Source organism: Cupriavidus sp. 2KB_3 (genome assembly GCF_052115685.1).
Classification (GTDB): Bacteria; Pseudomonadota; Gammaproteobacteria; order Burkholderiales; family Burkholderiaceae; genus Cupriavidus; species Cupriavidus campinensis.
Genome location: NZ_JBFRHD010000012.1, coordinates 161,044 through 184,695, shown reverse-complemented (window position 1 = coordinate 184,695; position 23,652 = coordinate 161,044). Strand labels below are relative to the sequence as shown.

Here is a 23,652-nt window from a genome sequence, read left to right as displayed (position 1 = left end):
TTGCGTCGTGGCATAGCCGAATACATCCGGTACTACAATCACGACCGCATCAAGCTCAAGCTAAAAGGGCTGAGTCCTGTGCAATACAGGACCCAGCCCTTGGCCGCGGCCTAACTTACCCGTCCAACTTTAGGGGGTCAGTTCAAAGCTGCCCTTTTTGCTGTCTCGCGGCGACGCGTTAGTTGGCGCGGCTGCGGTACTCGCCGGTACGCGTGTCGATTTCGATCTTGTCACCGATGTTGCAGAACAGCGGTACTTGCAGTTCGAACCCGGTGTTGATCTTGGCGCCCTTGAGCACCTTGCCCGACGACGTGTCGCCCTTGACGGCCGGTTCCGTGTAGATGATCTCGCGGACCAGCGTGGTCGGCATTTCCACCGAGATGGCCTTCTCGTTGTAGAACACCACTTCCACGTTCATGCCGTCTTCGAGGTAGTTCAGCGCGTCACCCATGCTGTCCTTCTCGACTTCGAACTGGTTGTAGTCCGTGTCCATGAACACGTACATCGGGTCGGCGAAGTACGAGTAGGTGCATTCGCGGCGATCGAGCATCACCACTTCGAACTTGTCGTCGGCCTTGAACACCGACTCGCCCGGGGCGTCCGTCAGCAGGTTCTTGTACTTCATCTTGACGACGGCGGCGTTACGGCCCGACTTGTTGTACTCGGCCTTTTGCACGACCATCGGGTCGGAACCGATCATGAACACGTTGCCGACGCGGAGTTCCTGTGCGATCTTCATCTGAACTGTTTTCCTGAAAAAAGTGTCCGGGGCGCTCATGACCCCGATTCGCGGTATGCGGTATGGCGAAGGCGCGCGGCCGGCAGTTGCTCTTTTTGGCTCGCCATCATCAAAATCAACCCGCTATTTTACCCGATTTTCGCAAAAAGCCACCAGATTTGCCGCGAGGTCGCCCAAGTGCTGCAACTGCCGCTGCCAGCGATCCATGGCTGTGGCGAGTGCAGGCAGTTGTGCGTGAAACTGCGCCCAGTCGGGCGCGTGCGGGGTGGCGCCATAGCCATTCCAGGCATGACAGAAGGCGGTCATGGCCTGCGCGGCCTCCGGCGGCACGCCGCAGCGGCTGAAGCGCTCGAGCCAGGCGTCGAGCTTCACATGGTGCGCCACGTCGTCCTGCGGGTAGATATGCCAGACCATGGGCCGCGCCGCCCAATGTGCGCGCACGCAGGAATCCTCGCCGCGCACGAAGTTCACGTCGCAGGCCCAGAGCAGTTCGTCGTAGTTTTCCTGCCGCACGAACGGAATCACCTGGAGGGCCAGGCTACCTTGCGTCAGCGATGTGCCGGCGACCGCCTGCACCGCCGGCGCGCCGAACCATGCAACCGCCTGCTGCGCCGCCGGGCCTTGCGGCACCAGGCACTGCACAGGCGTGGCGCCGTCGCGCCATTGGGCGAGCAGGGCCGGCAGGGCGGGGTTCGTGTAGGCGAACAGGCTTACGCGCAGGGCGTCCGGCAAGGGGCGCGTGCCGAGCCGATACCAGAGGGTGGATTGCGCGGCACGGCTGGACAGGAAGGCCTCGCGCTGGGCCCCCAGCATCGACTCCCGCAGCAACCCGCCGGTGCCGTGCGCGAAGCCGGGAAAGAAGAAGTATTTCACCAGCGGGAGCTTCGGATGGGGCGAGGACAGCGCATGGTGCTCGCTGACCCACGCCTCGGCGCTCAGGTATTCCAGGTTGATCCATACCGGCGGGCGCGGCGCGGCGGCCATCGCGGCCAGGAAGGACTCGGGAAGGTGGCAGGCGAACGCCTCGATGACGAGATCGTGCGGCGGCAGCGGCTCGAACGGTGCCCCGGGGGAGGCGTCCCAGCGGCGCACTTCCACGCCGCCCAGGTGCTGGCAGGCACGCGTCGGGTCGATCTCGGGCGCCAGCCGCGCAAAGCTGCCCAGGTCGTCTACCCAGAGCCGCACCGCGAGGCCGTGCTCCTGTGAGAGTTGGCGCGCCAGGCGCCAGCAAACGCCGATATCGCCGAAGTTGTCGACGACCGTGCAGAAGATGTCGCAGGATTGAATGGGCATGGCGGCGTCCCGTTCCGCGAGGGCACGCGGAAGATTTGCTCTAAACTTGCGATTCTAGAGCGAGGCCGGCCCGCGCGCGCCTTGCCGCCCAAACTTTCTTCTTCCCCGATGCCCGAGCAGGAACCGGTTTCCCCGAACGACGCTTCGATCAATGCACCGGCCGAGGTCCGTGAGGATCTCCCGGCCGAGGCCCCCGCCGAGATCCAGGCCTTCGATCCCCGCCCGATCCTGGCGCGGCTGCCCGGCCTGCCGGGCGTCTACCGCTATTTCGATGCGGACGGCAATGTGCTCTACGTGGGCAAGGCGCGCGACCTGAAAAAGCGTGTCTCGAGCTACTTCAACAAGACCCAGCTGTCGCCACGCATCGCCATGATGGTGGGTAAGATTGCGCGCATCGACACCACCGTGGTGCGGACCGAGGCCGAGGCGCTGCTGCTTGAGAACAATCTCATCAAGGCACTCGCCCCGCGCTACAACATCCTGTTCCGCGACGACAAGTCTTATCCATTTCTCAAGCTGACCGGCCACAAGTTCCCGCGCATGGCCTATTACCGGGGCGCGACGGATCGCAAACACCAGTACTTCGGCCCGTTCCCGAGCGCTTACGCCGTGCGCGAAAGCATGCAGATCCTGCAGAAGGTGTTCCAGCTGCGCACCTGCGAGGATACGGTGTTCAACAACCGCACCCGCCCGTGCCTGCTGCATCAGATCCATCGCTGCACGGCGCCGTGCGTGAAAGCGATCAGCGAGGAAGACTACGCGCGCGACGTGCATAACGCCGCGCGCTTCCTCCAGGGCCGCGAGACCGAGGTGCTCGACGGCCTCCAGGTCAAGATGGAGGAGCACGCGGTGCAGCTGCGCTTCGAGCAGGCCGCTGCCGTGCGCGACCAGATCGCCGCGCTCTCCACGGTGCTCAAGCGGCAGGCCGTGGAGGAGGTGGGGCAGGCGCGTGATATCGACATCCTGTCCGTGGCGGTGCAGGGTGGTCGTGCATGCGTGAATCTGGCGATGGTGCGCGGCGGCCGTCACCTTGGTGACAAGGCGTATTTTCCTGCGCATGCGGACGAAGCGGCGATGATCGTCGAAGATGGCGACGATGCCGGGGAGGCTGATGGTGGCGAGCAGGCGGTGCCGGAAGCCGGGCCGCTGTCCGTGGACCGCATTGCGGCCCGCGTGCTGTCGGCCTTCATGGTCCAGCACTATCTCGATCAGGCGCCGCCGCCGATCATCGTGGTGAGCCATCTGCCGGCGGACGCCGCGCTGGTGGAGGCCCTGTCGATGCAGGCCGGCCGCAAGATCGCACTGGTGCGGCAGCCGCAAGGCCAGCGCAAGATCTGGCTTGAGATGGCTACGCAGGGCGCGGCGCTGGCGTTGGCGCGCCGGCTGGCGGAGCAGGGCAGCCAGGAGGCGCGCACGCGTGCGCTGGCCGAGACCATCGGCCTGGACATGGAAGACCTGGCGATGCTCCGCATTGAATGCTTCGACATCAGCCACACGGCGGGCGAGGCTACGCAGGCATCCTGCGTGGTGTTCCATCACCACGAAATGCAGAACAGCGAATATCGGCGCTACAACATCCAGGACATCACCCCCGGCGACGACTACGCGGCCATGCGCCAGGTGCTCACCCGCCGATACCAGAAGCTGGTGGAGCAGATCCAGGAGGATGGCGGCGAGTTGGGCGGAGAAGGCAACCCGGATGGGGTGCCGCGCATGCCGCGCGTGGTGCTGATTGACGGCGGCAAGGGGCAGGTCGAGGTGGCGCGGCAGGTGTTCGAGGAGCTTGGACTCGATATCGGCCTGCTGGTCGGCGTGGCCAAGGGCGAAGGCCGCAAGGTGGGGCTGGAGACGCTGGTCTTTGCCGATGGCCGTCCGTCGCTGGAGCTGGGGCAGGGCAGCGCGGCACTGATGCTGGTGGCCCAGATCCGCGATGAAGCGCATCGCTTTGCCATTACCGGCATGCGGGCGCGGCGCGCCAAGGCGCGCAACACGTCGCGGCTGGAGGAAATCGAGGGCGTGGGCGCGCGCCGGCGGCAGAAACTGCTGACGCGTTTCGGCGGCCTGCGCGGCGTCATGGCCGCCAGTATCGACGAACTTGCCAGCGTGGAGGGCATCTCGCGCACGCTGGCCGAGGAGATCTACCGCCAGTTGCATTGACCGGGCCGCCCAACCCGTTGTCAGCGATTTGAGCCCGAAACTGGCGGGTTCGGCTGGAAATCGGCGACAATCGCGGCATTCGCCTTCCAGACCATCGCCGGATCGGCCCGTTCCTTTTTCAACGCTCCGCCCATGCCCCTGAATATTCCCATCCTGCTGACCTGGCTTCGCGTGGCCATGATCCCTCTCGTGGTCGGGGTCTATTACCTGCCCGAAACCTGGTTGCCGATGCATACCAAGAACGTGACCGCGGCGGCGTTCTTCGTCATCGCAGCGGCAACGGACTGGCTGGATGGCTTCCTGGCGCGCCGCTGGAACCAGACCTCCTCGTTCGGCGCGTTCCTCGACCCGGTGGCCGACAAGCTCATGGTGACCGCGGCACTGCTGTCCCTGCTGGCGCTGGGCCGCGTGGCGGACCTGATCGCGCTGGTCATCATCGGCCGTGAAATCACGATTTCCGCGCTGCGCGAATGGATGGCGCAGATTGGCGCCTCCAAGAGCGTGGCCGTGAATTTCCTCGGCAAGCTGAAGACCACGGTGCAGATGATTGCGATTCCGCTGCTGCTGTTCAACGATTCGCTGTTTGGCATCGATGCGTCGCTGCTCGGCGGCTGGATGATCTACCTGGCAGCCGTGCTTACGCTGTGGTCGATGTTCTATTACATGAAGCTGGCGTGGCCGCAGATCCGCGAGCGCAGCAACGTTACGGGCGGTGCGGGCGCGCAGAAGTAAAAGTGAAGCTTTCCGCAAAAAAGTCCTTGACGCACGGGTTCGGTCTTTGCAATAATCTCGTTCTCGCTGCTGACGACGAAAGACGAAAGCAGCAAGATAAGCAGTACTTAGCGCGAAATGCCAGCACAAAGCTGCGTGTTTAAAAGAAGTTGCGCGATAGTCTGCTTTTCTGTAAGATGCAGGGCCCTGCGGGAGTAGCTCAGTTGGTAGAGCGCAACCTTGCCAAGGTTGAGGTCGCGAGTTCGAGACTCGTCTCCCGCTCCAGGTTAAGTAAGGTTCGACGGCATCATCGTCGGGCTGGCAGTAAGTAGCAGAAAGTTGTAAGCGGGAGTAGCTCAGTTGGTAGAGCGCAACCTTGCCAAGGTTGAGGTCGCGAGTTCGAGACTCGTCTCCCGCTCCAATCCCAAAGGGAAGCGTGGCTTCCCTTTTTGTTTGGCAGGATTGTCGTACAATCCTGCATCGTCACCTGGCGGGGTGGCAGAGTGGTTATGCAGCGGCCTGCAAAGCCGTGTACGCCGGTTCGATTCCGACCTCCGCCTCCAAGTTTTACAGACGTTCCAAGCCAACGGCGCCCATTGTGGCGCCGTTTTGCGTTCTGGCGTTCTTGCGTTTCTCTAGCGCTGGCATCGCGGCTCAGGCGCACAGCGCGGGTGCCGCGCCGCGCAGATATTCGGTGAAGGCGAGCAGCCCTTGGGTCGGGAATTTGTCCCGATGCACGACAAGCTGCAGTGGCCGGATCACGCGCGGCAGGCCGGCGCGCAGCGGCACCAGCGCGCCGCGAGCGATTTCATCGCCGACGACATGCAGTGACAGGCAGCTGACGCCAAATCCGCTCATCACGGCGCGCTTGATGGCTTCGGTGTTGCCCAGCTCCAGCGCAAAGCGCAGCGTCCCCAAGGCGGGCACGAGGCGGGATTCGATGATCTCGCGTGTGCCCGAGCCCGGCTCGCGCACGATCCAGTCGGCATCGCGCAGCATGTCGTGCAGCAACTCGGGCTGATCGGCGGCCATCGCCAGCGGATGCGCCGGCCCCACGATCACCACCATCTCGTCGTCGCACCAGTGCATGCTGCGTAAGTCACGCTCGTGGCAGGTACCTTCGATCAGGCCGATATCGGCCTCGAATTTGAGGAGTGCATGCAGCACGTCCTGCGTATTGCCGATACGCATGTCCAGCTCGCACGGCCCGGTCTGCGCATTGCGGAACCCGGCCAGCAGGGCAGGGAGAATATAGCTGCCGATGGTGTTGCTCGCTGCGATGCGCAGTTGCACGCCACCCTCCGAGGCAAATCGCTCGAGTTCGTGCGCCTGGTCGAGCAGCGACAACGCGCGCGGGAAGAATTGCCGCCCGGTTTCGTTGATGCTCAGGCGGCGCGCCACGCGGTCGAATAATGGGCCGTTCAGCGCACGTTCCAGTTCTGCCAGCGATGCGCTGACCGCCGATTGAGACATCGCGAGCGACTCAGCGGCGGCCGTGGTGCTCCCATGCTGGGCCACGGCCACGAAGACCTGCAACTGGCGCAGGGTAAGGCGGAGCGGGCGCTGGTCCATGGTGTTATCGATAATTGCGGTAAGTCATAACGATATTACCCGTTTTACTGGTCAAGGCGGCGTGGGTACGCTTCACGCAATCCCTAGAAGATTGCCATGTCCATAACCCCAGCCACTCCCCTCGCACTCGCCCCAACGGGTTTCACCCTGTGGCGTATCCGTCTCGTTACCTTGCTGCCGCTGGGCGCCATTGCTGGGCTGGCCCTGGTGCTGGCCGACCATCCGGCCGTGTCGCAATACGGGTTGTCCGCGTTGACGCTGGCCATGTGTGCCGGCATGGTCGCGGCCAATACGATGCCCAAGCATTGGCTTACGCCCCTGGCGCCGGGCATGCAGTTCGCGCGTCATCATCTGCTGCGGCTGGGTGTGGCGCTATATGGCCTGCGGCTGACGTTCGGGGCCATCGCCGCACTGGGCCTTGGCGGTGTCGTGGTACCGCTCGTGATGCTGGTGGCCACGCTTCTCTTTGGCACATGGGTGGGGTCGTCGTTTTTTGGCCTGAGCCGGCGCGAGGCCATCCTGGTCAGCGCGGGCAGCGCGGTATGCGGCGCGGCGGCGGCTATCGCGGTCTCGTCCGTGGTGCGTACCGATGACAAGCAGACGGCCGTGGCCGTGGCCACGGTGGTGCTGTTCGGCACGGTCGGCATGCTGCTCTATCCGTGGCTCTACGAACTGGCGACGCAGCACTGGCACCTCCCCGTGACGGAGCGCGCGTTTGGTATTTTTACGGGTGCCACGCTGCATGAAGTGGCGCAGGTCATCGCCTCCGGCAAGATGGTGAGCGATGCCACCGCCGATGCCGCCGTGGTGGCCAAGATGGTCCGCGTGCTGGCGCTGGGTCCGTTGCTGCTGATCATGGCGCTCTGGCCGCGTGCAAGCGGTGGCGAAGCGGCCGGTGGTCGTCGCAACTGGCGGGGGCTGCTGAAGTCCGTGCCGTGGTTTGCGCTGGGTTTCGTCGCGGTGATGGCGCTGAATTCGGCAGGCATGGTGCCGGGTGAGTGGAAGCCGGGTCTGGTCGCCCTCGACAACTGGCTGCTGGCTTGCGCGATGCTGGCCATCGGACTCCATACCCGAATCGGCGATCTGCTACGCGCAGGACGCAAGCCGCTAGCGCTTGCAGCCGTGCTGTTTGTGTTTCTGATGGTGGTCGGCGCGCTGCTGTGCGCGTGGCTCGTCTGAGCGCCATCTGAGCGCTACTTGGGGCGATGTAGCGCGACGTGAAGCGCGCTGGTGCGGCCGACGGGACTCGAACCCGTAAGCCCGTATGAGCGGCAGATTTTAAGTCTGCTGAGTCTACCAATTTCTCCACGGCCGCACGGCAAGCCCGGTATTGTGGTGGCTTCGTCCCCAGGAAGCAAGCCAACACGGGTCACTTCGCCATGTGACGTCCCTGTTACCGCCGGTAACAATGTAGAACCCGCCGTTTCACCTCGAAAATCGCGAACCCCTACAATACGGGGTATCAGCTTGACCTAACTCAAAGAGGCACGATCATGAAACGTTGGTTGTTCGCAGCATTCGGTGTGGCCGCCGCGCTGGCGTCTGGCGCTGCAATGGCACGCGTGAACGTGGACGTGGCGATTGGCGTTCCGGGTGTGGTGGTGGGTGGACCCGCCTACTATGCACCGCCCCCACCGGTGTACTACGCGCCGCCGGCTCCGGTTTACTATGGGCCGCCGCCCGTCGTGGTGCGCCCGGCGCCGGTCTACTATGGTCCCCGCTACTACCCGGGTCCGCGCTACTACTACGGCCCGCCGGGATATCGCGGCGACCATTACCGTGGTCACGGCCACGGTCGGGGCCATGGTCACTGGCGCGACTAAGGCGTATATCGCGGCGGTAATGGTTCAGGAAGGTCGTTGAAAGGCGATCGTCGGTAAAGAGCCCCTTCATGGGGCTTTTCTATTCCTGCGTGACAAACGCCTGGCGCCTCGCCGGTATTTTTCACCAATCGATGGTGGACGATAGCGCAGGGGAGTTCCCGGCAATTTTTATCGCTCAAAGAATTTGATGCATCCGCTCAATGCGACTGGACTTCGATCCTAGGGTTTTCCCCTAAACTCCATGGGTGACGCCGCTTCCACAAGCATTCGCCTGATGGCGCGACGCCCGCGACTAACACCAATAAGGGGATTCTCATGAAGATCAAGCAACGTATCGCTGCCGTCGCCGCCCTCGGCGCGCTTTCCGTGCTGTCGGTATCGGCCTTTGCCGCGCCGGCCAAGTTCGACGTCTACAGCGGTGGCCAGCGCGTGACCGATCAACGCGATGCCTACACCGACGGTGCCCGCGCCAACGATACGCGCGATGTCTACACTGACGGCGCGCGCGTGACCGACCCCCGCAGTTCTTTCAGCGACGGTGCCTGAACGGCGCGTCTCAACCAGATTCAGAAAATGCCCGCAGCCTGCGGGCATTTTCTTTTGGAGGTGCTCGGCAAGGGCTGTGCGCTAGTCGTCAAGTCAAAAGTCCTTGTACCGGCCATATCGCCATTGTTGCCCCGGGCGGCGCGATATACTGCGGCCTCACACTGATGAACAGAATGGAGAGAGGTATGCAGCAAAAAACCGTACTGACGGCCGATGACGTGAAGAAGTTGCTGGCGGCCGCCGAGGTCGAAGCCAAGGCCAACAACTGGGCCGTCACGATTGTGGTCGTCGACGACGGTGGCCATCCGCTCGGCTCGCTGCGCCTGGATGGCGTGGCCCCGATCTCGGCCTACATCGCCACGGAAAAGGCCCGCACGGCTGCGATGGGTCGTCGTGAGTCGAAGATCTACGAAGACATGATCAACAACGGCCGCTACTCGTTCATGACTGCGCCGCACCTGCAGGGCATGCTCGAAGGTGGCGTGCCTATCGTCGTGAACAACCAGGTTGTTGGCGCAGTTGGCGTGTCGGGCGTGAAGTCGACCGAGGACGCGCAGATCGCGCGCGCCGGCATCGCCGCGCTTGGCGTCTGATTGCACGGCGGATCGCACTGCGAATCCGCCAAATGCAAAAGCCCCGCAGGCGCAATGCCTGCGGGGTGGTATAAAAAGGCGGCATGGCTGGCATCGGCCTGACAGGCAAGGGGTTTGGATGTCTTCCCTGTCAGCGGTTTCCGATCGTCTGGCTACTGCCCAACACCCCTTGACGGGGTGGTCCCCACAAAAGACTGTCGATTATTTGGTCAGGATCAGCTTGCCGTAGCGCGTCACGCGCAGCGTGTACACGTCGCCGTTATGCAGGATCGGCAGCGTCGTGGCGCCGCGCATGATGGCGTCCAGCGGGACGGCTTGCGCGGTCGTGCCTGCGGCCGGTGCATCGGTGCGCATCAGCGCTTCCAGGCGGGCGGGCAGGCCGGCCACTGCCGACTTTACGGTCTCGATGGCCGACGATGCCGTCGATGGCTCGCGGCGCGCCTGCGAGACAACCTCGACACGTCGCAGGGACAGGCGGCGACGCGTGACTTCACGCGGTTGCGACATCGGCAGGCTGATTGTGCTCATGGTCTTCTCCGTGGAAGCGCTTCACGTAGGGGAAGCGATGCGTGGTTCGTTACGATGGAAAGGATAATAAATGAGAATTGTTATCATTACAAGTGATCTTCACTAACCGTTACACCTGTGCGAAGGCAGTCACGAATGGGCAGGGAATCGCAACATCGAAACCTGCTGTGACCCAAACAAAAAGGGCACCCCGTGAGGGTGCCCTTCGTGTTCTAGGCGCGGAAGATCAGTGCTTCGGTTCCGTGATGAAGCCGATCTTGCCGAGCCCGCCGCGCTGCGCGGCAGCCATGACTTCGGCCACGCGCTCGTAGCGGACCTCGCGGTCCGCGCGCAGGTGCAGCTCAGGTTGCGGCTGCTGTTGCGCGGCTTCCGCGATGCGCTGATCCAGCGCGGCCGGGTCCACTTCCTGCTGGTTCCAGAATACCTTGCCCTGCGCGTCGATCGAGACGTTGATGTTCTGTGGCTTGGTGTCGTTCGGTTGGTTCGTCGCGCGCGGCAGATCGATCTTCACCGCGTGGTTGATGACGGGAATCGTGATGATGAAGATGATCAGCAGCACCAGCATGACGTCGACCAGCGGCGTCATGTTGATCTCGCTCATCACCTCGTCATCGTCACCGTCGAGCGTGCCGAATGCCATGATGCGTTCCTTCTGGCGCGAGAGTCGCGCTTAGTTCTTGACGGCCAGCCGCACCGAGGCGTCGTCGGCCTGGCGGACGGAGGAGCTCGGACGCACGCGGGCGCCGGTCACGAAGTAGGCGTGCAGGTCGTGCGCGAAGCGGTTCAGCTTGCTGATGACGCCCTTGTTGCCACGGCTCAGCGCGTTGTAGCCGAGCACCGCCGGGATGGCCACGGCGAGGCCGAAGGCGGTCATGATCAGGGCTTCGCCCACGGGGCCGGCCACCTTGTCGATGGTCGGCACGCCCGAGGCGCCAATGCCGATCAGCGCATGGTAGATACCCCACACCGTGCCGAACAGGCCGACGAACGGCGCGGTGGAGCCCACCGAGGCCAGCACCGCCAGGCCCGACTGCATGCGCGACACGGCTTCGTCGATCGAGCTCTTCAGCGAGCGGGTCAGCCAGTCGGAGATGTCGAGCTGGTCGTGCAGTTGCGGCTGGCTGGCGCGGTGGTGCTGCGCCGCTTCCTTGCCGGTCACGGCCAGCGTACGGAACGGGTTGGCATCGCTTGCGCCGAGCGTTTCCAGCGCATGGTCGAAGTCATCCGAGTGCCAGAAGCGCTTTTCCGCGCCATTCGCCATCTTCTTGAGGCGAACCAGATCCCACGCCTTGGTGAGGATCACGATCCACGACAACAGCGACATAACGAGCAGAATGATGGCGGTCGCTCGCATGACGAAGTCGCCTTGCGACCAGAGGTGGGAGAGTCCGAGGTCCTGCATGGTGGTTCCTGGTGTCAGTGTTTGTGAAAGATCGGAATATTCCGAGAAATCAGTTCAGCTCGAAGTTGATCGGCTGCTGGGCGGTTACGGCCACGGCGCGGCCATTGTCCAAATACGGTTTGCAACGCATGCGCTGCACGGCATCCACCGCGGCCTGATCGAGTCGGCTCGAACCGCTCGACGTGACCACCGCAGTCTTGACCACGCGGCCGGACTCATCGGTAGTCAGACGCACGACGGCCTTGCCAGTTTCCCCCATTCGACGTGACTGCGATGGATAGGTCACTTGCGGCGGCGAACAGGCGATCTCGCCGAGGCCGACGGCGCGCGGCGCGGTATTGGCCGGCGCGGGCGGCGAGGGCGCCTCGGCAGGCGCCGGGGGTGCCGGCGGGGCCTCGATGGCCGTCGGCGAGGGCGGCAGCGAGGCCACGGGCTCCGGGGTCGGCTGCGGCTTTGGCGGCGTCGGGCGCGGCGTCACCACCTTCACCTGCTTAGGTGGCGTCTGGGGTTGCGGCTTGGGCGGCTCCGGCGCCGGAGGCTGCTGGGGCGGCTCCATCGGGATGATACGGGCGATGATCTCGGGCGCGATGACCGCTTCGGTCAGCTTGCGCCCCAGGCCACTCTGGATCAGGTAAAGCAGCCCGACGTGAAACAGCAGGACAGCAACAGTGATCTTGAGGAAACGTTGATCGAACATGAGATACGACAGGGTATTCGTAATGGGCAGGCGGCGCGCTTCTGTACTCGCTCACTTGCGATAGAACAGGATTAGCGAGATGCCACATCCGACCAGCAGGCTCAATAGCAATTCCATGATAACGCTCCTGATGTACAGCCACGTGAACCGGGGAAAACCGTGAAACGGGGTTGCTGGGGAGCGCCACTCTTGGGCAGCGTAGCGGCACAGTATAAACGATAATGATTCTTATTTGTTGCGCATTGTGCAATGCAATCGTCGATTTACGATATCCCGTTGTGCGAGGTGGCTGCGTGGGCGCCCGCGCGTGGGCGGGGTGTCGGCAATGCCCCATTGGCGGTAAACCGCGCTAGGATGGAAGAAAGCAGCGTGATAACAGCGTGACAAACATCGGCAGCCTGGTGCAGGTGGCGCCCCCGCGGTCCGGACGCCGCCAGCCCAAGCGAAGGGAATGGCCATGGACTTCACCCGTTTTGCTGAAGACGACCGCTCGACGCTCCTGCGTGCCGCGCCCGGCGTGGCGGGAACCTCGGCTCTGGACTGGATGTGCGCCCAGTTTGCGCTGCGCGTGGTCTGCGCGCTGGGCCCGCGCTTCAACCTGCGCAGCAATATCAACGATGTGCTGACGGTCAGCGCCCAGGAAATGGTCTGGCCCTATGGCGTGGTGCTGCGCGTGCAGCGCTTCCTGTCTGCACGCTGCGCGGACATGCCCGCGTGGAAAGGCGCTTCGCGGCTGACCCCCGAAGAGTTTCTCGAGCGGCATGGTCAATGGAACAGCGCCTTCGACGAAAGTGCGCTGTTTTACTATCTCGATGAGTACGTGAAGCATCACGCCAAGGACATGTTCGCCGTGTTCGATGCGTCGGCCGCCGCGATTGCCTCCCGGCTCAATGGCGAGCGCGTGCTGCTGGTGCGCAACATCGACATGCTCAGCCATGTGCTCAACCTGCCCGAGCATGAACGCAAGCTGCTCCTCTATGCCGCGCTGGCGAAGTACAAGCGCGACCTGCGCGCGGTCATGGTCGATTGCAAGGTCGCGCACAGCCAGGAGGCGTTCCAGATCCTGGCCGGCCTGACCGGCGCCAGCCCCGCCGATATCGCTGTTTCACTACGTCCCGGCTCGCGGCTCGAGACCCTGAACCTGATCGAGCAGCCGCTGCCCGAAAACAGCGTGACAGACCTTGGCGACCTGATGCGCCTGTCCGACCGCCTGCTGCACGTGCTGCTCGGCAACTACGCCTGCGAGGCGGAGATGATGGCCGTGTTCACGCGGCCCGCCGCGCCGCCGACGCTGGGCACGAGCGACTATCCGCATGTGGAGACCGATGCGCGCTACCTGTCCGCGCTGCTCGGCAACGCCACACGCCAGAACGCCGCTGGCGTGAACGTGCTGATCTATGGTCCGCCGGGCACTGGCAAGACCGAGTTCGCGCGGCTGCTGGCGCGCGAGGCGGACTGCGAACTCTACGAGGTCGATTGCTTCGACCGCGACGGCAATTCGCTCTCCGGCAAGGACCGCTATCGCTCCCTGCAGGTCTCGCAGGCTTTCCTGCGCGGTCGGCCGCGTACGGCCTTGTTGTTCGATGAGGTGGAAGACGTGTTTCCGGGCAGCGCGCGCGAGCTGATGAGCCTGTTCGGGCAGGAGGATACGCGCGGCTCGGTCAACGGCAAGGCGTGGGTCAACCAGACGCTCGAACAGAATCCGGTGCCGGTGATCTGGATCTCGAATTCGATCCGCCAGATCGATCCCGCGTACCTGCGGCGCTTCCAGTTCCACCTGGAATTAAAGATTCCGCCACCTCTGGTGCGCGAGAACATCATCCGCAAGCATCTGGGCGGGCTCGATGTCAGCGATGCCTTTATCGCCACGCTGGCCGCGCGCAAGACGCTGACACCGGCGCAAGTGCAATCGGCGGCGCGCTTCGTGGAGCTGGCGCGCAGCGACGTCGACGAACCCGTGGAGGGGCTGATCCTGCGCCAGCTCGAGCACGCCGACCGCGCGATGGGGCTGCGCCCCGAGGCCGAGGCGCGGCCAGTGGTCACGCGCTACCGGCTCGACAACCTCAATATCGAATCGCGCTACGCGGTGGAGAAGATCGTCCAGGCGCTTGGCGCGCGCCAGCGCGGCACGCTGTGCTTCTATGGGCCGCCGGGCACCGGCAAGACGGCGCTGGCCGAACACATCGCGGCGGAGCTGGACCTGCCGCTGATGATCCGGCGCGCGTCCGACCTGATGAGCAAGTACGTCGGCGAGACGGAACAGCAGATCGCCGCGATGTTCGCGCGCGCAGAAGAGGACGGGGCGGTGCTGTTGCTCGATGAAGCCGACAGTTTCATGCAGAGCCGCCAACAGGCAGTGCGCAACTACGAGGTGTCGGAAGTCAACGAGATGCTCCAGGGCATGGAGCGCTTCAACGGCATCTTCCTCTGCACAACCAATCTGTTCGACCGGATCGACGAAGCGGCGCTGCGCCGGTTCTCGTTCAAGATCCGTTTCCTGTCGCTCAAGCCGCAGCAACGCGTGACGATGTTCGTGGATGAGGCACTAGAAGGCGATCCCGCGCGCATGACCGAGACGATCCGGCACGAACTCGATTCGATGGATTGCCTGACGCCGGGCGATTTCGCCACGGTCAAGCGGCAGTCCGTGGTGCTGGGCGAAGCGCTGACGCCTGACGAGTTTCTGGCGCAATTACGACAGGAACACGCGATCAAGCCCGAGGTGCGGCATCACAAGCCGCTGGGGTTCTTCCAATAGCCGGCAGGCGCCGCTGGTATCAGAGCGGCGGGGCCGGCTCGATCACTACGGTTTCTGCGAGGGTATCCACGTTCAGCAGCGTCGCGGCCATTGCGCGCAGGTGCGCGGCGTCGCGCGTAGACGCATAGCGGTCTTGCGGCACCGCATCGGGCGCGGAGGCGAGATTGTGTTCGGCGAGCTTGCGCGCCAGTTGCCGGGCGATGGCGCCGCCGGTGTCCACCAGCGCCAGGCGGTTGCCGACCATCGCGCGGATGGTGTCGGAGAGAAACGGATAGTGCGTGCAGCCGAGCACGAGAGTGTCGGCGCCGGCGTCCAGCATGGGGGTCAGCAGGGTCTCGAGCCGCGCACGTACCTCGGGGCCGGACACATCGCCTTGTTCGATGCGGGCGACGAGGTCAAGGCCCGCCGCGCACAGATAGCGGCTTTCGCCTTCCAGCGACGTCAACAATCTATTGAATTTGGCGCTGCGCAGCGTGTTGGCCGTGGCGAGCACGCCCACCACCTTGCTGCGGCTGGCCGCCGCGGCCGGTTTCAGGCCGGGTTCCACACCGATGATCGGTAGCGGCAACGTATCGCGCAGGGTTTGAACGGCATGCATCGTCGCCGTATTGCAGGCAATGACGAGCGCCTTGCAGCCCTGTGCCACCAGCCATTCGCAGACTTGCAGCGCGCGCGCCTCGACGAAGCGCTCGGGCTTTTCGCCATACGGCGCGTAGCGCGAGTCGGCCAGGTAGAGCAGCGACTCATGCGGCAGCAGCGCGCGGATTTCGCGCAGCACCGAAAGGCCGCCAAGGCCGGAATCGAAAACGCCGATGGGAGAGGAATTCACGGAAGGGAGGAGGGTGGCGTTCCCTCTCTATATAGATAGAGGGGGAACGCCGGCAGGGCCGCAGCCCTGGCCGGTTATGCCGCAGCGACCGGAATCTTGCCGATCTTGGCTTGCCACTCGGCGGGGCCGGTCTTGTGCACCGACGTACCCGAGCTGTCCACGGCCACCGTCACGGGCATGTCCTTGACGTCGAACTCGTAGATGGCTTCCATGCCGAGGTCTTCGAAGGCCAGCACCTTGGCGCCGCGAATCGCCTTCGACACCAGGTAGGCCGCGCCACCCACGGCCATCAGGTAGGCCGACTTGTGCTTCTGGATCGATTCGATCGCCACCGGGCCGCGCTCGGCCTTGCCGATCATCGCGATCAGGCCGGTCTGGGCCAGCATGGTCTCGGTGAACTTGTCCATGCGGGTCGCCGTGGTGGGGCCGGCCGGGCCGACCACCTCGTCACGCACCGGATCGACCGGGCCGACGTAGTAGATCACGCGGTTGGTGAAGTCGATCGGCAGCGATTCGCCCTTGGCCAGCATGTCGGCGATGCGCTTGTGCGCGGCGTCGCGGCCGGTCAGCATCTTGCCGTTCAGCAGCAGCGTCTGGCCGGGCTTCCACGAAGCCACTTCCTCGGGCGTCAGCGTGTTCAGGTCCACGCGCTTCGACGTCTCGGTGTTCGGCGCCCATTCCACCTGCGGCCAGGCCGACAGGTCCGGGGCTTCCAGCTTGGCCGGGCCGCTGCCGTCCAGCGTGAAATGCACGTGGCGCGTGGCCGCGCAGTTCGGGATCATCGCCACGGGCTTGGAAGCCGCGTGCGTGGGGGTGGCCATGATCTTGACGTCGAGCACGGTGGCCAGGCCGCCCAGGCCCTGCGCGCCAATGCCGAGCGCGTTGACCTTTTCGTACAGTTCCACGCGCATTTCCTCGACCCAGTCCTTCGGGCCGCGGGCGATGATGTCCTGAATGTCGATGGACTCCATCAGCGATTCCTTGGCCATCAGCATGGCCTTCTCGGCCGTGCCGCCGATGCCGATGCCCAGCATGCCGGGCGGGCACCAGCCGGCGCCCATGGTCGGCACGGTCTTCAGTACCCAGTCGACGATGGAATCGGACGGGTTCAGCATCACGAACTTCGACTTGTTCTCGGAGCCGCCGCCCTTGGCCGCGACCTGGATGTCCACGGTGTTGCCCGGCACGACCTCGTAGTGGATCACGGCCGGCGTGTTGTCCTTGGTGTTCTTGCGGGCGCCTTCGGGCGGGCTCACGATCGACGCGCGCAGCACGTTGTCCGGGTGCGTGTAGCCGCGGCGCACGCCTTCGTTGATCATGTCCGACAGGCCCATCGTGGCGCCATCCCAGCGCACGTCCATGCCCACCTTGACGAAGATCGTGACGATGCCGGTGTCCTGGCACAGCGGACGCTTGCCTTCGGCGCACATGCGGCTGTTGGTCAGGATCTGCGCAATCGCATCCTTGGCGGCCGGACTCTGCTCCAGCTCATAGGCACGGCCCAGGCTGGTGATGTAGTCCATCGGGTGGTAATAGCTGATGTACTGCAGCGAGTCGGCGACGCTCTGGATGAGGTCTTCTTGCTTGATGACGGTCATTTTTGTGGGGGAGGGCAGCGGTGAAACACAGCCCGGGATGATACACCGTGGCGGCGCCGGCTGCGGGAATGCATACAGCCGTCGACACCAGGAAAGCTGCACCGGAAGTGACTGATGCGCCATCCGGTGTGAGGGGAGGCGTCAGTGCGACTGCTGCGGCACGTGCGGTTGGGACACCATGCGGTCCACCCAGGCCATGGCCAGCGCCGAGGCCAGGAAGGCCACGTGGATGATCACCTGCCACATGATGGTGTGGGGAGAGCGCTGTTCGGCGTCGATGAAGGTCTTTAGCAGGTGGATCGACGAAATGCCGATCAGCGCCATCGACAGCTTCACCTTCAGCACGCCGGCATTGACGTGGTCGAGCCACTCGGGTTCGTCGGGGTGGTTGTCGATGCCCAGGCGCGAGACGAAGGTCTCGTAGCCGCCCACGATCACCATGATCAGCAGGTTGGAGATCATCACCACGTCGATCAGGCCGAGTACCACCAGCATGATCTTGGTCTCGTCGAAGGTGGTGACATGGGACAGCAGGTGCCAGACCTCGACCAGGAAGTGATAGACGTAGACGCCCTGCGCGACGATCAGGCCGAGGTAAAGCGGCAGCTGGAGCCAGCGCGAAGCGAAGATGATGCGGGGGATGGGGCGGAGCGGGGTGTATGACATGGGGTGCGCAGACGTGAGGAAAATGTCATCAGACAATCAAAGGCGGGGCTGATTGTACCTTGTGCGTCCCACGGTCCGGATGACAGGTTTGCGCTGCGTGGCGTGCCGGTGCTAGCCTAGTAGAGCCGGCTGCACTTGTGGCCAGTTTGCGCCCCCGCTCCCTCCGATCTGATTTGCTGCATTGCAGCACCCCTGCGCCATCGCGCATGGTGTTCCGTCAGGTTTAAGTAAGCCGCCGGGCGTACCTTCCAGCCAAAAGCAAGCAGTCCTAAGTCAAACAGGAGACAAGCCATGTCGGCCATCGAATCGGTGATGCAGGAGCATCGCGTTTTCCAACCCCCTGAGTCGTTCGCCAAGACGGCGGCCATTCCCAGCATGGCGGCCTACCAGGCCCTGTGCGACGAGGCCGAGCGCGACTACGAGGGTTTCTGGGCGCGCCACGCCCGCGAACTGCTGCATTGGGACAAGCCGTTCACCAAGGTGCTCGACGAAAGCAGCGCGCCGTTCTACAAGTGGTTCGAGGACGGCCAGCTCAATGCCTCGTACAACTGCCTGGAACGGAATATCGAGCAAGGACTCGGCGACAAGATCGCCATCGTCTTCGAGGCGGACGACGGCACCGTGAGCCGCGTCAGCTACAAGGAACTGCTGGCCAAGGTCAGCCGTTTTGCGAATGGTCTCAAGGCGCTCGGCATCAAGAAGGGCGACCGCGTGGTCATCTACATGCCGATGTCAGTGGAAGGCGTGGTCGCCATGCAGGCGTGCGCGCGCATCGGCGCCACCCATTCGGTGGTGTTCGGCGGATTTTCGGCCAAATCGCTGCAGGAAAGGCTGGTTGACGTGGGCGCCGTGGCGCTGATCACCGCCGACGAACAGATGCGCGGCGGCAAGGCGCTGCCGCTCAAGGCCATCGCCGACGAAGCCCTGGCGCTGGGCGGCTGCGAGGCTGTCAAGCACGTGGTGGTCTATCGCCGCACCGGCGGCAAGGTGGCCTGGACCGAAGGCCGCGACCGCTGGATGGAAGACGTCTCCGCCGGCCAGCCCGACGCCTGCGCCGCCGAACCGGTGGATGCCGAGCATCCGCTGTTCGTGCTCTACACGTCGGGATCGACTGGCAAGCCGAAGGGCGTGCAGCACAGCACGGGCGGCTACCTGCTGTGGGCGCTGATGACGATGCGCTGGACCTTCGACATCAAGCCGGACGACCTGTTCTGGTGTACCGCCGACATCGGCTGGGTTACCGGCCACACCTATATTGCCTACGGCCCGCTGGCGGCCGGCGCCACGCAGGTGGTGTTCGAGGGCGTGCCGACCTTCCCGAACGCCGGCCGTTTCTGGGACATGATCCAGCGCCACAAGGTCAGCATCTTCTACACGGCGCCGACGGCGATCCGTTCGCTGATCAAGGCCGCCGAGGCCGACGAGAAGATCCACCCGAAGCAGTACGACCTCTCCAGCCTGCGCCTGCTGGGCACGGTGGGCGAGCCGATCAACCCGGAAGCGTGGATGTGGTACTACAAGCACATCGGCGGCGAGCGTTGCCCGGTGGTCGATACCTTCTGGCAAACCGAGACCGGCGGTCACATGATCACGCCGCTGCCGGGTGCCACGCCGTTGGTGCCGGGCTCGTGCACGCTGCCGCTGCCGGGCATCATGGCGGCCATCGTCGATGAAACCGGACAGGACGTGCCGAATGGCAGTGGTGGCATCCTGGTCGTCAAGCGTCCGTGGCCATCGATGATCCGCACGATCTGGGGCGACCCGGAGCGCTTCAAGAAGAGCTATTTCCCCGAGGAACTGGGCGGCAAGCTGTATCTGGCTGGCGATGGCTCGATCCGCGACAAGGAAACTGGCTACTTTACGATCATGGGCCGGATCGACGACGTGCTGAACGTGTCGGGCCACCGCATGGGCACGATGGAGATCGAATCGGCGCTGGTGGCGAACCCGCTGGTGGCCGAGGCCGCCGTGGTCGGCCGCCCGGATGACATGACGGGCGAGGCGATCTGCGCCTTCGTCGTGCTCAAGCGCTCGCGCCCGACCGGCGACGAGGCAGTGAAGATCGCCACGGAGCTGCGCAACTGGGTCGGCAAGGAGATTGGACCGATTGCGAAGCCCAAGGACATCCGCTTTGGCGATAACCTGCCGAAGACCCGTTCGGGCAAGATCATGCGCCGGCTGCTGCGTTCGCTGGCCAAGAACGAGGAAATCACGCAGGATACGTCCACGCTCGAGAATCCGGCCATCCTCGATCAACTGAAGCAAGCGCAATAAGCGCCCCCGCCCGTGCGGGTTTCCTCCCATCCGATGCCGGCCGCGTGCCGGCATTTTCTTGAGTTCGCCCATGGCTGATGCCCAGTCGCGCTTCCGGCGCCGGCTGTTGCTCTACTACGGTCTGTTCACGCTCGGGCTGTTTGGCTTCATCGGCATGATGGGGTTGCTCGAGCATTCCAACGCCGACGCGCTGTGGCTCGGCTATGTATTCCTGTTCGTCACCATTGCGATCTATGCCTGCATCGGCCTGATCTGCCGCACCTCGGATCTCAACGAGTATTACGTGGCGGGGCGACGGGTGCCGGCGCTGTTCAATGGCATGGCCATCGCCGCGGACTGGATGAGCGCGGCGTCGTTCATCGGCCTGGCGGGCATCCTGTTTGCCTCCGGCTATGAGGGGCTGGCCTATGTGATGGGCTGGACCGGCGGCTATTGCCTGGTGGCATTCCTGCTGGCGCCGTATCTGCGCAAATATGGCGGATATACGATCCCGGACTTCCTCGCGGCGCGCTACGGCAACGGCAAGCCGGGCGGCAACCTGCCGGTGCGGGCGATTGCGGTGCTCGCGGCCTCGCTGTGCTCGTTCGTCTATCTGGTGGCGCAGATTCAGGGCGTGGGGTTGATCGTCACGCGCTTTATCGGCGTGGAGTTTGCCGTGGGGGTGTTCTTCGGGCTGGCCGGCATCCTGGTCTGCTCGTTCCTGGGCGGCATGCGCGCGGTCACGTGGACCCAGGTGGCGCAGTACATCATGCTGATTGTGGCGTTCCTGCTAACCGTGTCGATGATTGCGTGGAAGCATCATCGCGACGCGCTGCCGCAGGTCAGCTATGGCTCGCTGCTGGGTCAGATCGAGCAGGCCGAGCGGCGGCTCGAGCGCGATCCGGCCGAGCGGCAGGTGCGGGAGCTGTTCCGCCAGCAGGCGGTGATGTTGCAGGAGCGCATCGCGCGGCTGCCGCAGTCATTCGACGAAGAACGGCACGTGCTGGATGACCGCCTCCAGGAGCTGCGCACGCGCAACGCGCCATTGCGCGAGATCAAGAGTGTGGAGCGCGAGCGGCTGGCCTTTCCCGTGGATGTGGCCGACGCCCAGCAGCAGTGGAGCCAGATGCGGGAGGAGGCGCTGGCGCGCAGCCATGCCGCCACGCCATCGACCGAGCCCTACCCGGCGGCGTCCGAGGCGGAGCGGAAGACCAAGCGGCTCAACTTCGTGCTGCTGGTGTTCTGCCTGATGCTCGGCACGGCCAGCCTGCCGCACATCCTGACGCGGCTGTACACCACGCCGTCGGTCCGGGAAACGCGCAATTCGGTGGCCTGGGCCGTGTTCTGCATCGCGCTGCTCTATGTGTCGGCGCCCACGCTGGCGGCGCTGGTCAAGGCCGAGTTCTTCCAGCATCTGGTCGGCACGCCGTTCGCGGAGTTGCCGCAGTGGGTGGTGCAATGGCGCAAGGTGGATCCGCCGGTGTTCGGCATCCGGGATGTGAATGGCGATGGCATCGTCCAGTGGGCGGAAATCCTGATCCAGCCGGACATGATCGTGCTGGCGGCGCCCGAGATCGCCGGGCTGCCGTACGTGATCTCGGGCCTGGTGGCGGCCGGTGCGCTGGCGGCGGCGCTGTCCACGGCGGACGGGTTATTGCTGACGATTGCCAACGCGCTCTCGCACGACGTCTACTACCACATGATCGACCGCCAGGCGAGCCACCAGCGCCGCGTGACGACCGCTAAGATCGTGCTGCTGGCAGTGGCGCTGTTCGCCTCCTACGTGACCTCGCTGCGGCCCGGCAACATCCTGTTCCTGGTGGGCGCGGCCTTCTCGCTGGCTGCATCGAGCTTCTTCCCGGTACTGGTCCTGGCCATCTTCTGGCGACGGACCACCGCGGCGGGGGCGGTGGCGGGGATGGCCACCGGCCTGGGCGTGGCGGTGTACTACATCTTCGTCAACTACCCGTTCTTCACGAAGATGACAGGGATTTTCGGCAACCGCTGGTTCGGCGTGGACCCAATCGCCTCCGGCGCCTTCGGCGTGCCGGCCGGGTTTGCCGTGGCCATCCTCGTGAGCCTGGTCACGCCAAAGAACGCCCCGGTCATCGACCGGCTCGTCAATTACCTGCGAAAAGGCTAGGGCGGGTTACGTCCGCATCACCGGAGGGGGCTGGACAGCCCGAACGGCTCTGCTATAATCGCCGACTTCCCGGAGAGATGGATGAGTGGTTTAAGTCGCACGCCTGGAAAGCGTGTATAGGTTAATAGCCTATCGGGGGTTCGAATCCCCCTCTCTCCGCCACCTTACTACATAAGGCTTTGCGGGTGATCGGCGAAGTACCGCTGTGACACTCAGCCGGCCTTGTGTCATTCAACCCTTGGCTTTGAGCGGCAACACGCGCTCAGCCTTGCGGCGATAGATACGCTTTGTCGTGCTCGGATCAGCGTGCGACAACAGCGCCTGAGCGTGCTCCAGCGTCTCTGCATCGCTCGCGGCCTTAGCCCGGATGTCGTGCTCTGTGAAGCGCTCCGACACCTCAGTTTCGGCCATGACGCGCTCCATGAAGCCGCGCCACAGCGAATCCCATCCCCCAGCCCGTCCCGTTTCCTCGTCGAGGTAGCATTCGCCACTTCGGTTGCAGAACAGCCACGGAGAAATGTCCACGGGGCGCGCGGTCAGCGCATCCTTTACCGCAGCGCGCAGATCGTCGGTCCACAGGTAGAGCGTCTTCTTGCCGCTGCTGCCGGCCGTCTTGTGCCGCTGGATCTCGATTCCATCCGCTGCGAAGTCAGGCACCCGCAGGCGCAGCAGATCGCCCCGAGCCATGCCGGTGATCAGCTTGAGTCGGATGTACGCCTGAGCGGCCAGCACGCTGCCGCGCTTGCGCCGTGAGGGGATCGACAGGCACGCTTCAATCTCCCAATCCTCCACGTACCGGTCGCGCGGTTTCTCGCCTTCCAGACGGACCTCGCGGGCGAACGGATGGCGCTTCAGGTAGCCCCACTGCACCGCCTTGGTGTAGGCGTGCGACAGCACCTCCAGTTCGCGTAGTGCCGCCGTGCGGGCCTTTACCCGCTTCGTGCTGCCGTCCGGATGCTTGACTTCCTTCGTGCGTGCGTCGGCGTAGGTGTAGATATGGTGCGGCTCGATGGCGGTCAGCGGCCACGTGCCGAATGTCACACGCAGCCGGTTCACCGCGATCTGGTTCTGCGCCTGGGTCGTGACGGCCTTCGTCGGGATGACTTCGAGCGCATACCGGTCCAGCAGTTGCCCGACCGTCGCAGCCTTGTCGAGCGTGCCGATGCGGTCTGCCCATGTCCGGTACGCCTCGGGCAGCGTGGATCCCAGCCGGAACCGCTTCTTGCCATCCCAATAGGCTTCCATGCCGACCGGCACGCGGTAGTAGTAGGCGCCGTGGTAGAGCTGCCAGCGGGTGGGGAGCCCCTTGTTCTCAGTCTTGCGCGCTCGCGGCATCAGGCCATT

The 23,652-nt window shown here is 64.3% G+C and carries 21 protein-coding genes and 5 tRNA genes; 14 read left to right on the top strand and 12 right to left on the bottom strand.

Translation table 11 applies throughout. The features are described 5' to 3' along the window. On the top strand, positions 1-114 hold a 114-nt coding region (locus AB4120_RS15185), incomplete at its 5' end, for an IS3 family transposase (protein ID WP_441642540.1). Between the two features lie 64 nt (positions 115-178). Here AB4120_RS15185 and efp read toward each other — a convergent pair. Beyond that, the gene (efp, locus tag AB4120_RS15180; protein WP_144203650.1) at positions 179-739 is read right to left on the bottom strand and encodes an elongation factor P; all 561 of its coding nucleotides are present in this window, start codon (positions 737-739) and stop codon (positions 179-181) included. A 123-nt stretch (positions 740-862) separates the two neighbouring features. Beyond that, a complete protein-coding gene (gene earP / locus AB4120_RS15175) occupies positions 863-2,032 on the bottom strand; it encodes an elongation factor P maturation arginine rhamnosyltransferase EarP (RefSeq protein WP_441642536.1) in 1,170 nt (389 codons plus the stop codon). Positions 2,033-2,140: 108 nt separating this feature from the next. Here earP and uvrC point away from each other — a divergent pair, with 108 nt between their 5' ends. From uvrC to AB4120_RS15150, 5 genes are all read left to right on the top strand, one after another. Next, the gene (gene uvrC / locus AB4120_RS15170; RefSeq protein ID WP_149137478.1) at positions 2,141-4,189 is read left to right on the top strand and encodes an excinuclease ABC subunit UvrC; all 2,049 of its coding nucleotides are present in this window, start codon (positions 2,141-2,143) and stop codon (positions 4,187-4,189) included. A 132-nt stretch (positions 4,190-4,321) separates the two neighbouring features. Next, a complete protein-coding gene (gene pgsA / locus AB4120_RS15165; RefSeq protein ID WP_144203656.1) occupies positions 4,322-4,921 on the top strand; it encodes a CDP-diacylglycerol--glycerol-3-phosphate 3-phosphatidyltransferase in 600 nt (199 codons plus the stop codon). Positions 4,922-5,109: 188 nt separating this feature from the next. After that, positions 5,110-5,185: transfer RNA gene (locus tag AB4120_RS15160), tRNA-Gly, on the top strand. A 60-nt stretch (positions 5,186-5,245) separates the two neighbouring features. Further along, positions 5,246-5,321, top strand: a tRNA-Gly gene (locus AB4120_RS15155). A 68-nt stretch (positions 5,322-5,389) separates the two neighbouring features. Next, positions 5,390-5,463: transfer RNA gene (locus tag AB4120_RS15150), tRNA-Cys, on the top strand. A gap of 91 nt (positions 5,464-5,554) precedes the next feature. On the opposite strand, the gene AB4120_RS15145 is transcribed toward AB4120_RS15150, so the two are convergent. Next, positions 5,555-6,472, bottom strand: a complete 918-nt coding sequence (locus AB4120_RS15145) for a LysR family transcriptional regulator (RefSeq protein ID WP_149135591.1) — start codon at positions 6,470-6,472, stop codon at positions 5,555-5,557. A gap of 96 nt (positions 6,473-6,568) precedes the next feature. On the opposite strand from AB4120_RS15145, the gene AB4120_RS15140 reads away from it, so the two are divergent. Beyond that, entirely contained in the window at positions 6,569-7,651 is a 1,083-nt protein-coding gene (locus AB4120_RS15140; RefSeq protein ID WP_149135592.1) for a YeiH family protein, read from the top strand. A gap of 49 nt (positions 7,652-7,700) precedes the next feature. Here AB4120_RS15140 and AB4120_RS15135 read toward each other — a convergent pair. Next, positions 7,701-7,787, bottom strand: a tRNA-Leu gene (locus AB4120_RS15135). Positions 7,788-7,965: 178 nt separating this feature from the next. Here AB4120_RS15135 and AB4120_RS15130 point away from each other — a divergent pair. The 3 genes from AB4120_RS15130 to AB4120_RS15120 all read left to right on the top strand — a co-directional run bounded on the left by AB4120_RS15130 (position 7,966) and on the right by AB4120_RS15120 (position 9,434). Beyond that, positions 7,966-8,295, top strand: coding sequence for a hypothetical protein (locus AB4120_RS15130; RefSeq protein ID WP_441642535.1), 330 nt, complete (start codon positions 7,966-7,968; stop codon positions 8,293-8,295). A 315-nt stretch (positions 8,296-8,610) separates the two neighbouring features. After that, a complete protein-coding gene (locus AB4120_RS15125) occupies positions 8,611-8,841 on the top strand; it encodes a hypothetical protein (protein ID WP_149135594.1) in 231 nt (76 codons plus the stop codon). 185 nt (positions 8,842-9,026) lie between these two features. Continuing rightward, positions 9,027-9,434, top strand: a complete 408-nt coding sequence (locus tag AB4120_RS15120) for a heme-binding protein (RefSeq protein WP_144201914.1) — start codon at positions 9,027-9,029, stop codon at positions 9,432-9,434. A gap of 201 nt (positions 9,435-9,635) precedes the next feature. Here AB4120_RS15120 and AB4120_RS15115 read toward each other — a convergent pair whose 3' ends face one another. The 4 genes from AB4120_RS15115 to AB4120_RS15100 form a co-directional block, all read right to left on the bottom strand. Beyond that, positions 9,636-9,962, bottom strand: a complete 327-nt coding sequence (locus AB4120_RS15115; protein ID WP_149135595.1) for a hemin uptake protein HemP — start codon at positions 9,960-9,962, stop codon at positions 9,636-9,638. Positions 9,963-10,188: 226 nt separating this feature from the next. Then, a complete protein-coding gene (locus AB4120_RS15110) occupies positions 10,189-10,602 on the bottom strand; it encodes an ExbD/TolR family protein (protein ID WP_149135596.1) in 414 nt (137 codons plus the stop codon). Between the two features lie 30 nt (positions 10,603-10,632). Further along, positions 10,633-11,364, bottom strand: a complete 732-nt coding sequence (locus tag AB4120_RS15105) for a MotA/TolQ/ExbB proton channel family protein (RefSeq protein ID WP_149135597.1) — start codon at positions 11,362-11,364, stop codon at positions 10,633-10,635. A 49-nt stretch (positions 11,365-11,413) separates the two neighbouring features. After that, positions 11,414-12,061, bottom strand: coding sequence for an energy transducer TonB (locus AB4120_RS15100; RefSeq protein ID WP_441642534.1), 648 nt, complete (start codon positions 12,059-12,061; stop codon positions 11,414-11,416). A gap of 457 nt (positions 12,062-12,518) precedes the next feature. Here AB4120_RS15100 and AB4120_RS15095 point away from each other — a divergent pair, with 457 nt between their 5' ends. Further along, the gene (locus AB4120_RS15095; protein ID WP_149135598.1) at positions 12,519-14,819 is read left to right on the top strand and encodes an AAA family ATPase; all 2,301 of its coding nucleotides are present in this window, start codon (positions 12,519-12,521) and stop codon (positions 14,817-14,819) included. Positions 14,820-14,838: 19 nt separating this feature from the next. Here the strand turns inward: AB4120_RS15095 and murI are convergent, their stop codons facing one another. The 3 genes from murI to AB4120_RS15080 form a co-directional block, all read right to left on the bottom strand. Next, entirely contained in the window at positions 14,839-15,648 is an 810-nt protein-coding gene (gene murI, locus AB4120_RS15090) for a glutamate racemase (protein WP_441642533.1), read from the bottom strand. Between the two features lie 74 nt (positions 15,649-15,722). Next, positions 15,723-17,246 carry a fumarate hydratase gene (locus AB4120_RS15085; RefSeq protein WP_149135600.1) on the bottom strand — a complete coding sequence of 508 codons (1,524 nt, stop codon included), beginning with the start codon at positions 17,244-17,246 and terminating at the stop codon, positions 15,723-15,725. A gap of 141 nt (positions 17,247-17,387) precedes the next feature. Further along, positions 17,388-17,912 carry a TIGR00645 family protein gene (locus tag AB4120_RS15080; RefSeq protein WP_149135601.1) on the bottom strand — a complete coding sequence of 175 codons (525 nt, stop codon included), beginning with the start codon at positions 17,910-17,912 and terminating at the stop codon, positions 17,388-17,390. Between the two features lie 291 nt (positions 17,913-18,203). Between AB4120_RS15080 and acs the strand changes: the two genes are divergently transcribed. The 3 genes from acs (at position 18,204) to AB4120_RS15065 (ending at position 22,470) form a co-directional block, all read left to right on the top strand. Next, the gene (gene acs / locus AB4120_RS15075) at positions 18,204-20,186 is read left to right on the top strand and encodes an acetate--CoA ligase (protein WP_144201896.1); all 1,983 of its coding nucleotides are present in this window, start codon (positions 18,204-18,206) and stop codon (positions 20,184-20,186) included. Positions 20,187-20,256: 70 nt separating this feature from the next. Further along, positions 20,257-22,308 carry a VC_2705 family sodium/solute symporter gene (locus AB4120_RS15070; protein ID WP_441642532.1) on the top strand — a complete coding sequence of 684 codons (2,052 nt, stop codon included), beginning with the start codon at positions 20,257-20,259 and terminating at the stop codon, positions 22,306-22,308. Positions 22,309-22,379: 71 nt separating this feature from the next. Next, a tRNA-Ser gene (locus tag AB4120_RS15065) sits at positions 22,380-22,470 on the top strand. A 69-nt stretch (positions 22,471-22,539) separates the two neighbouring features. Here the strand turns inward: AB4120_RS15065 and AB4120_RS15060 are convergent. Continuing rightward, a complete protein-coding gene (locus AB4120_RS15060; RefSeq protein WP_441642531.1) occupies positions 22,540-23,643 on the bottom strand; it encodes a tyrosine-type recombinase/integrase in 1,104 nt (367 codons plus the stop codon). Between the last annotated feature and the right edge of the window lie 9 nt (positions 23,644-23,652).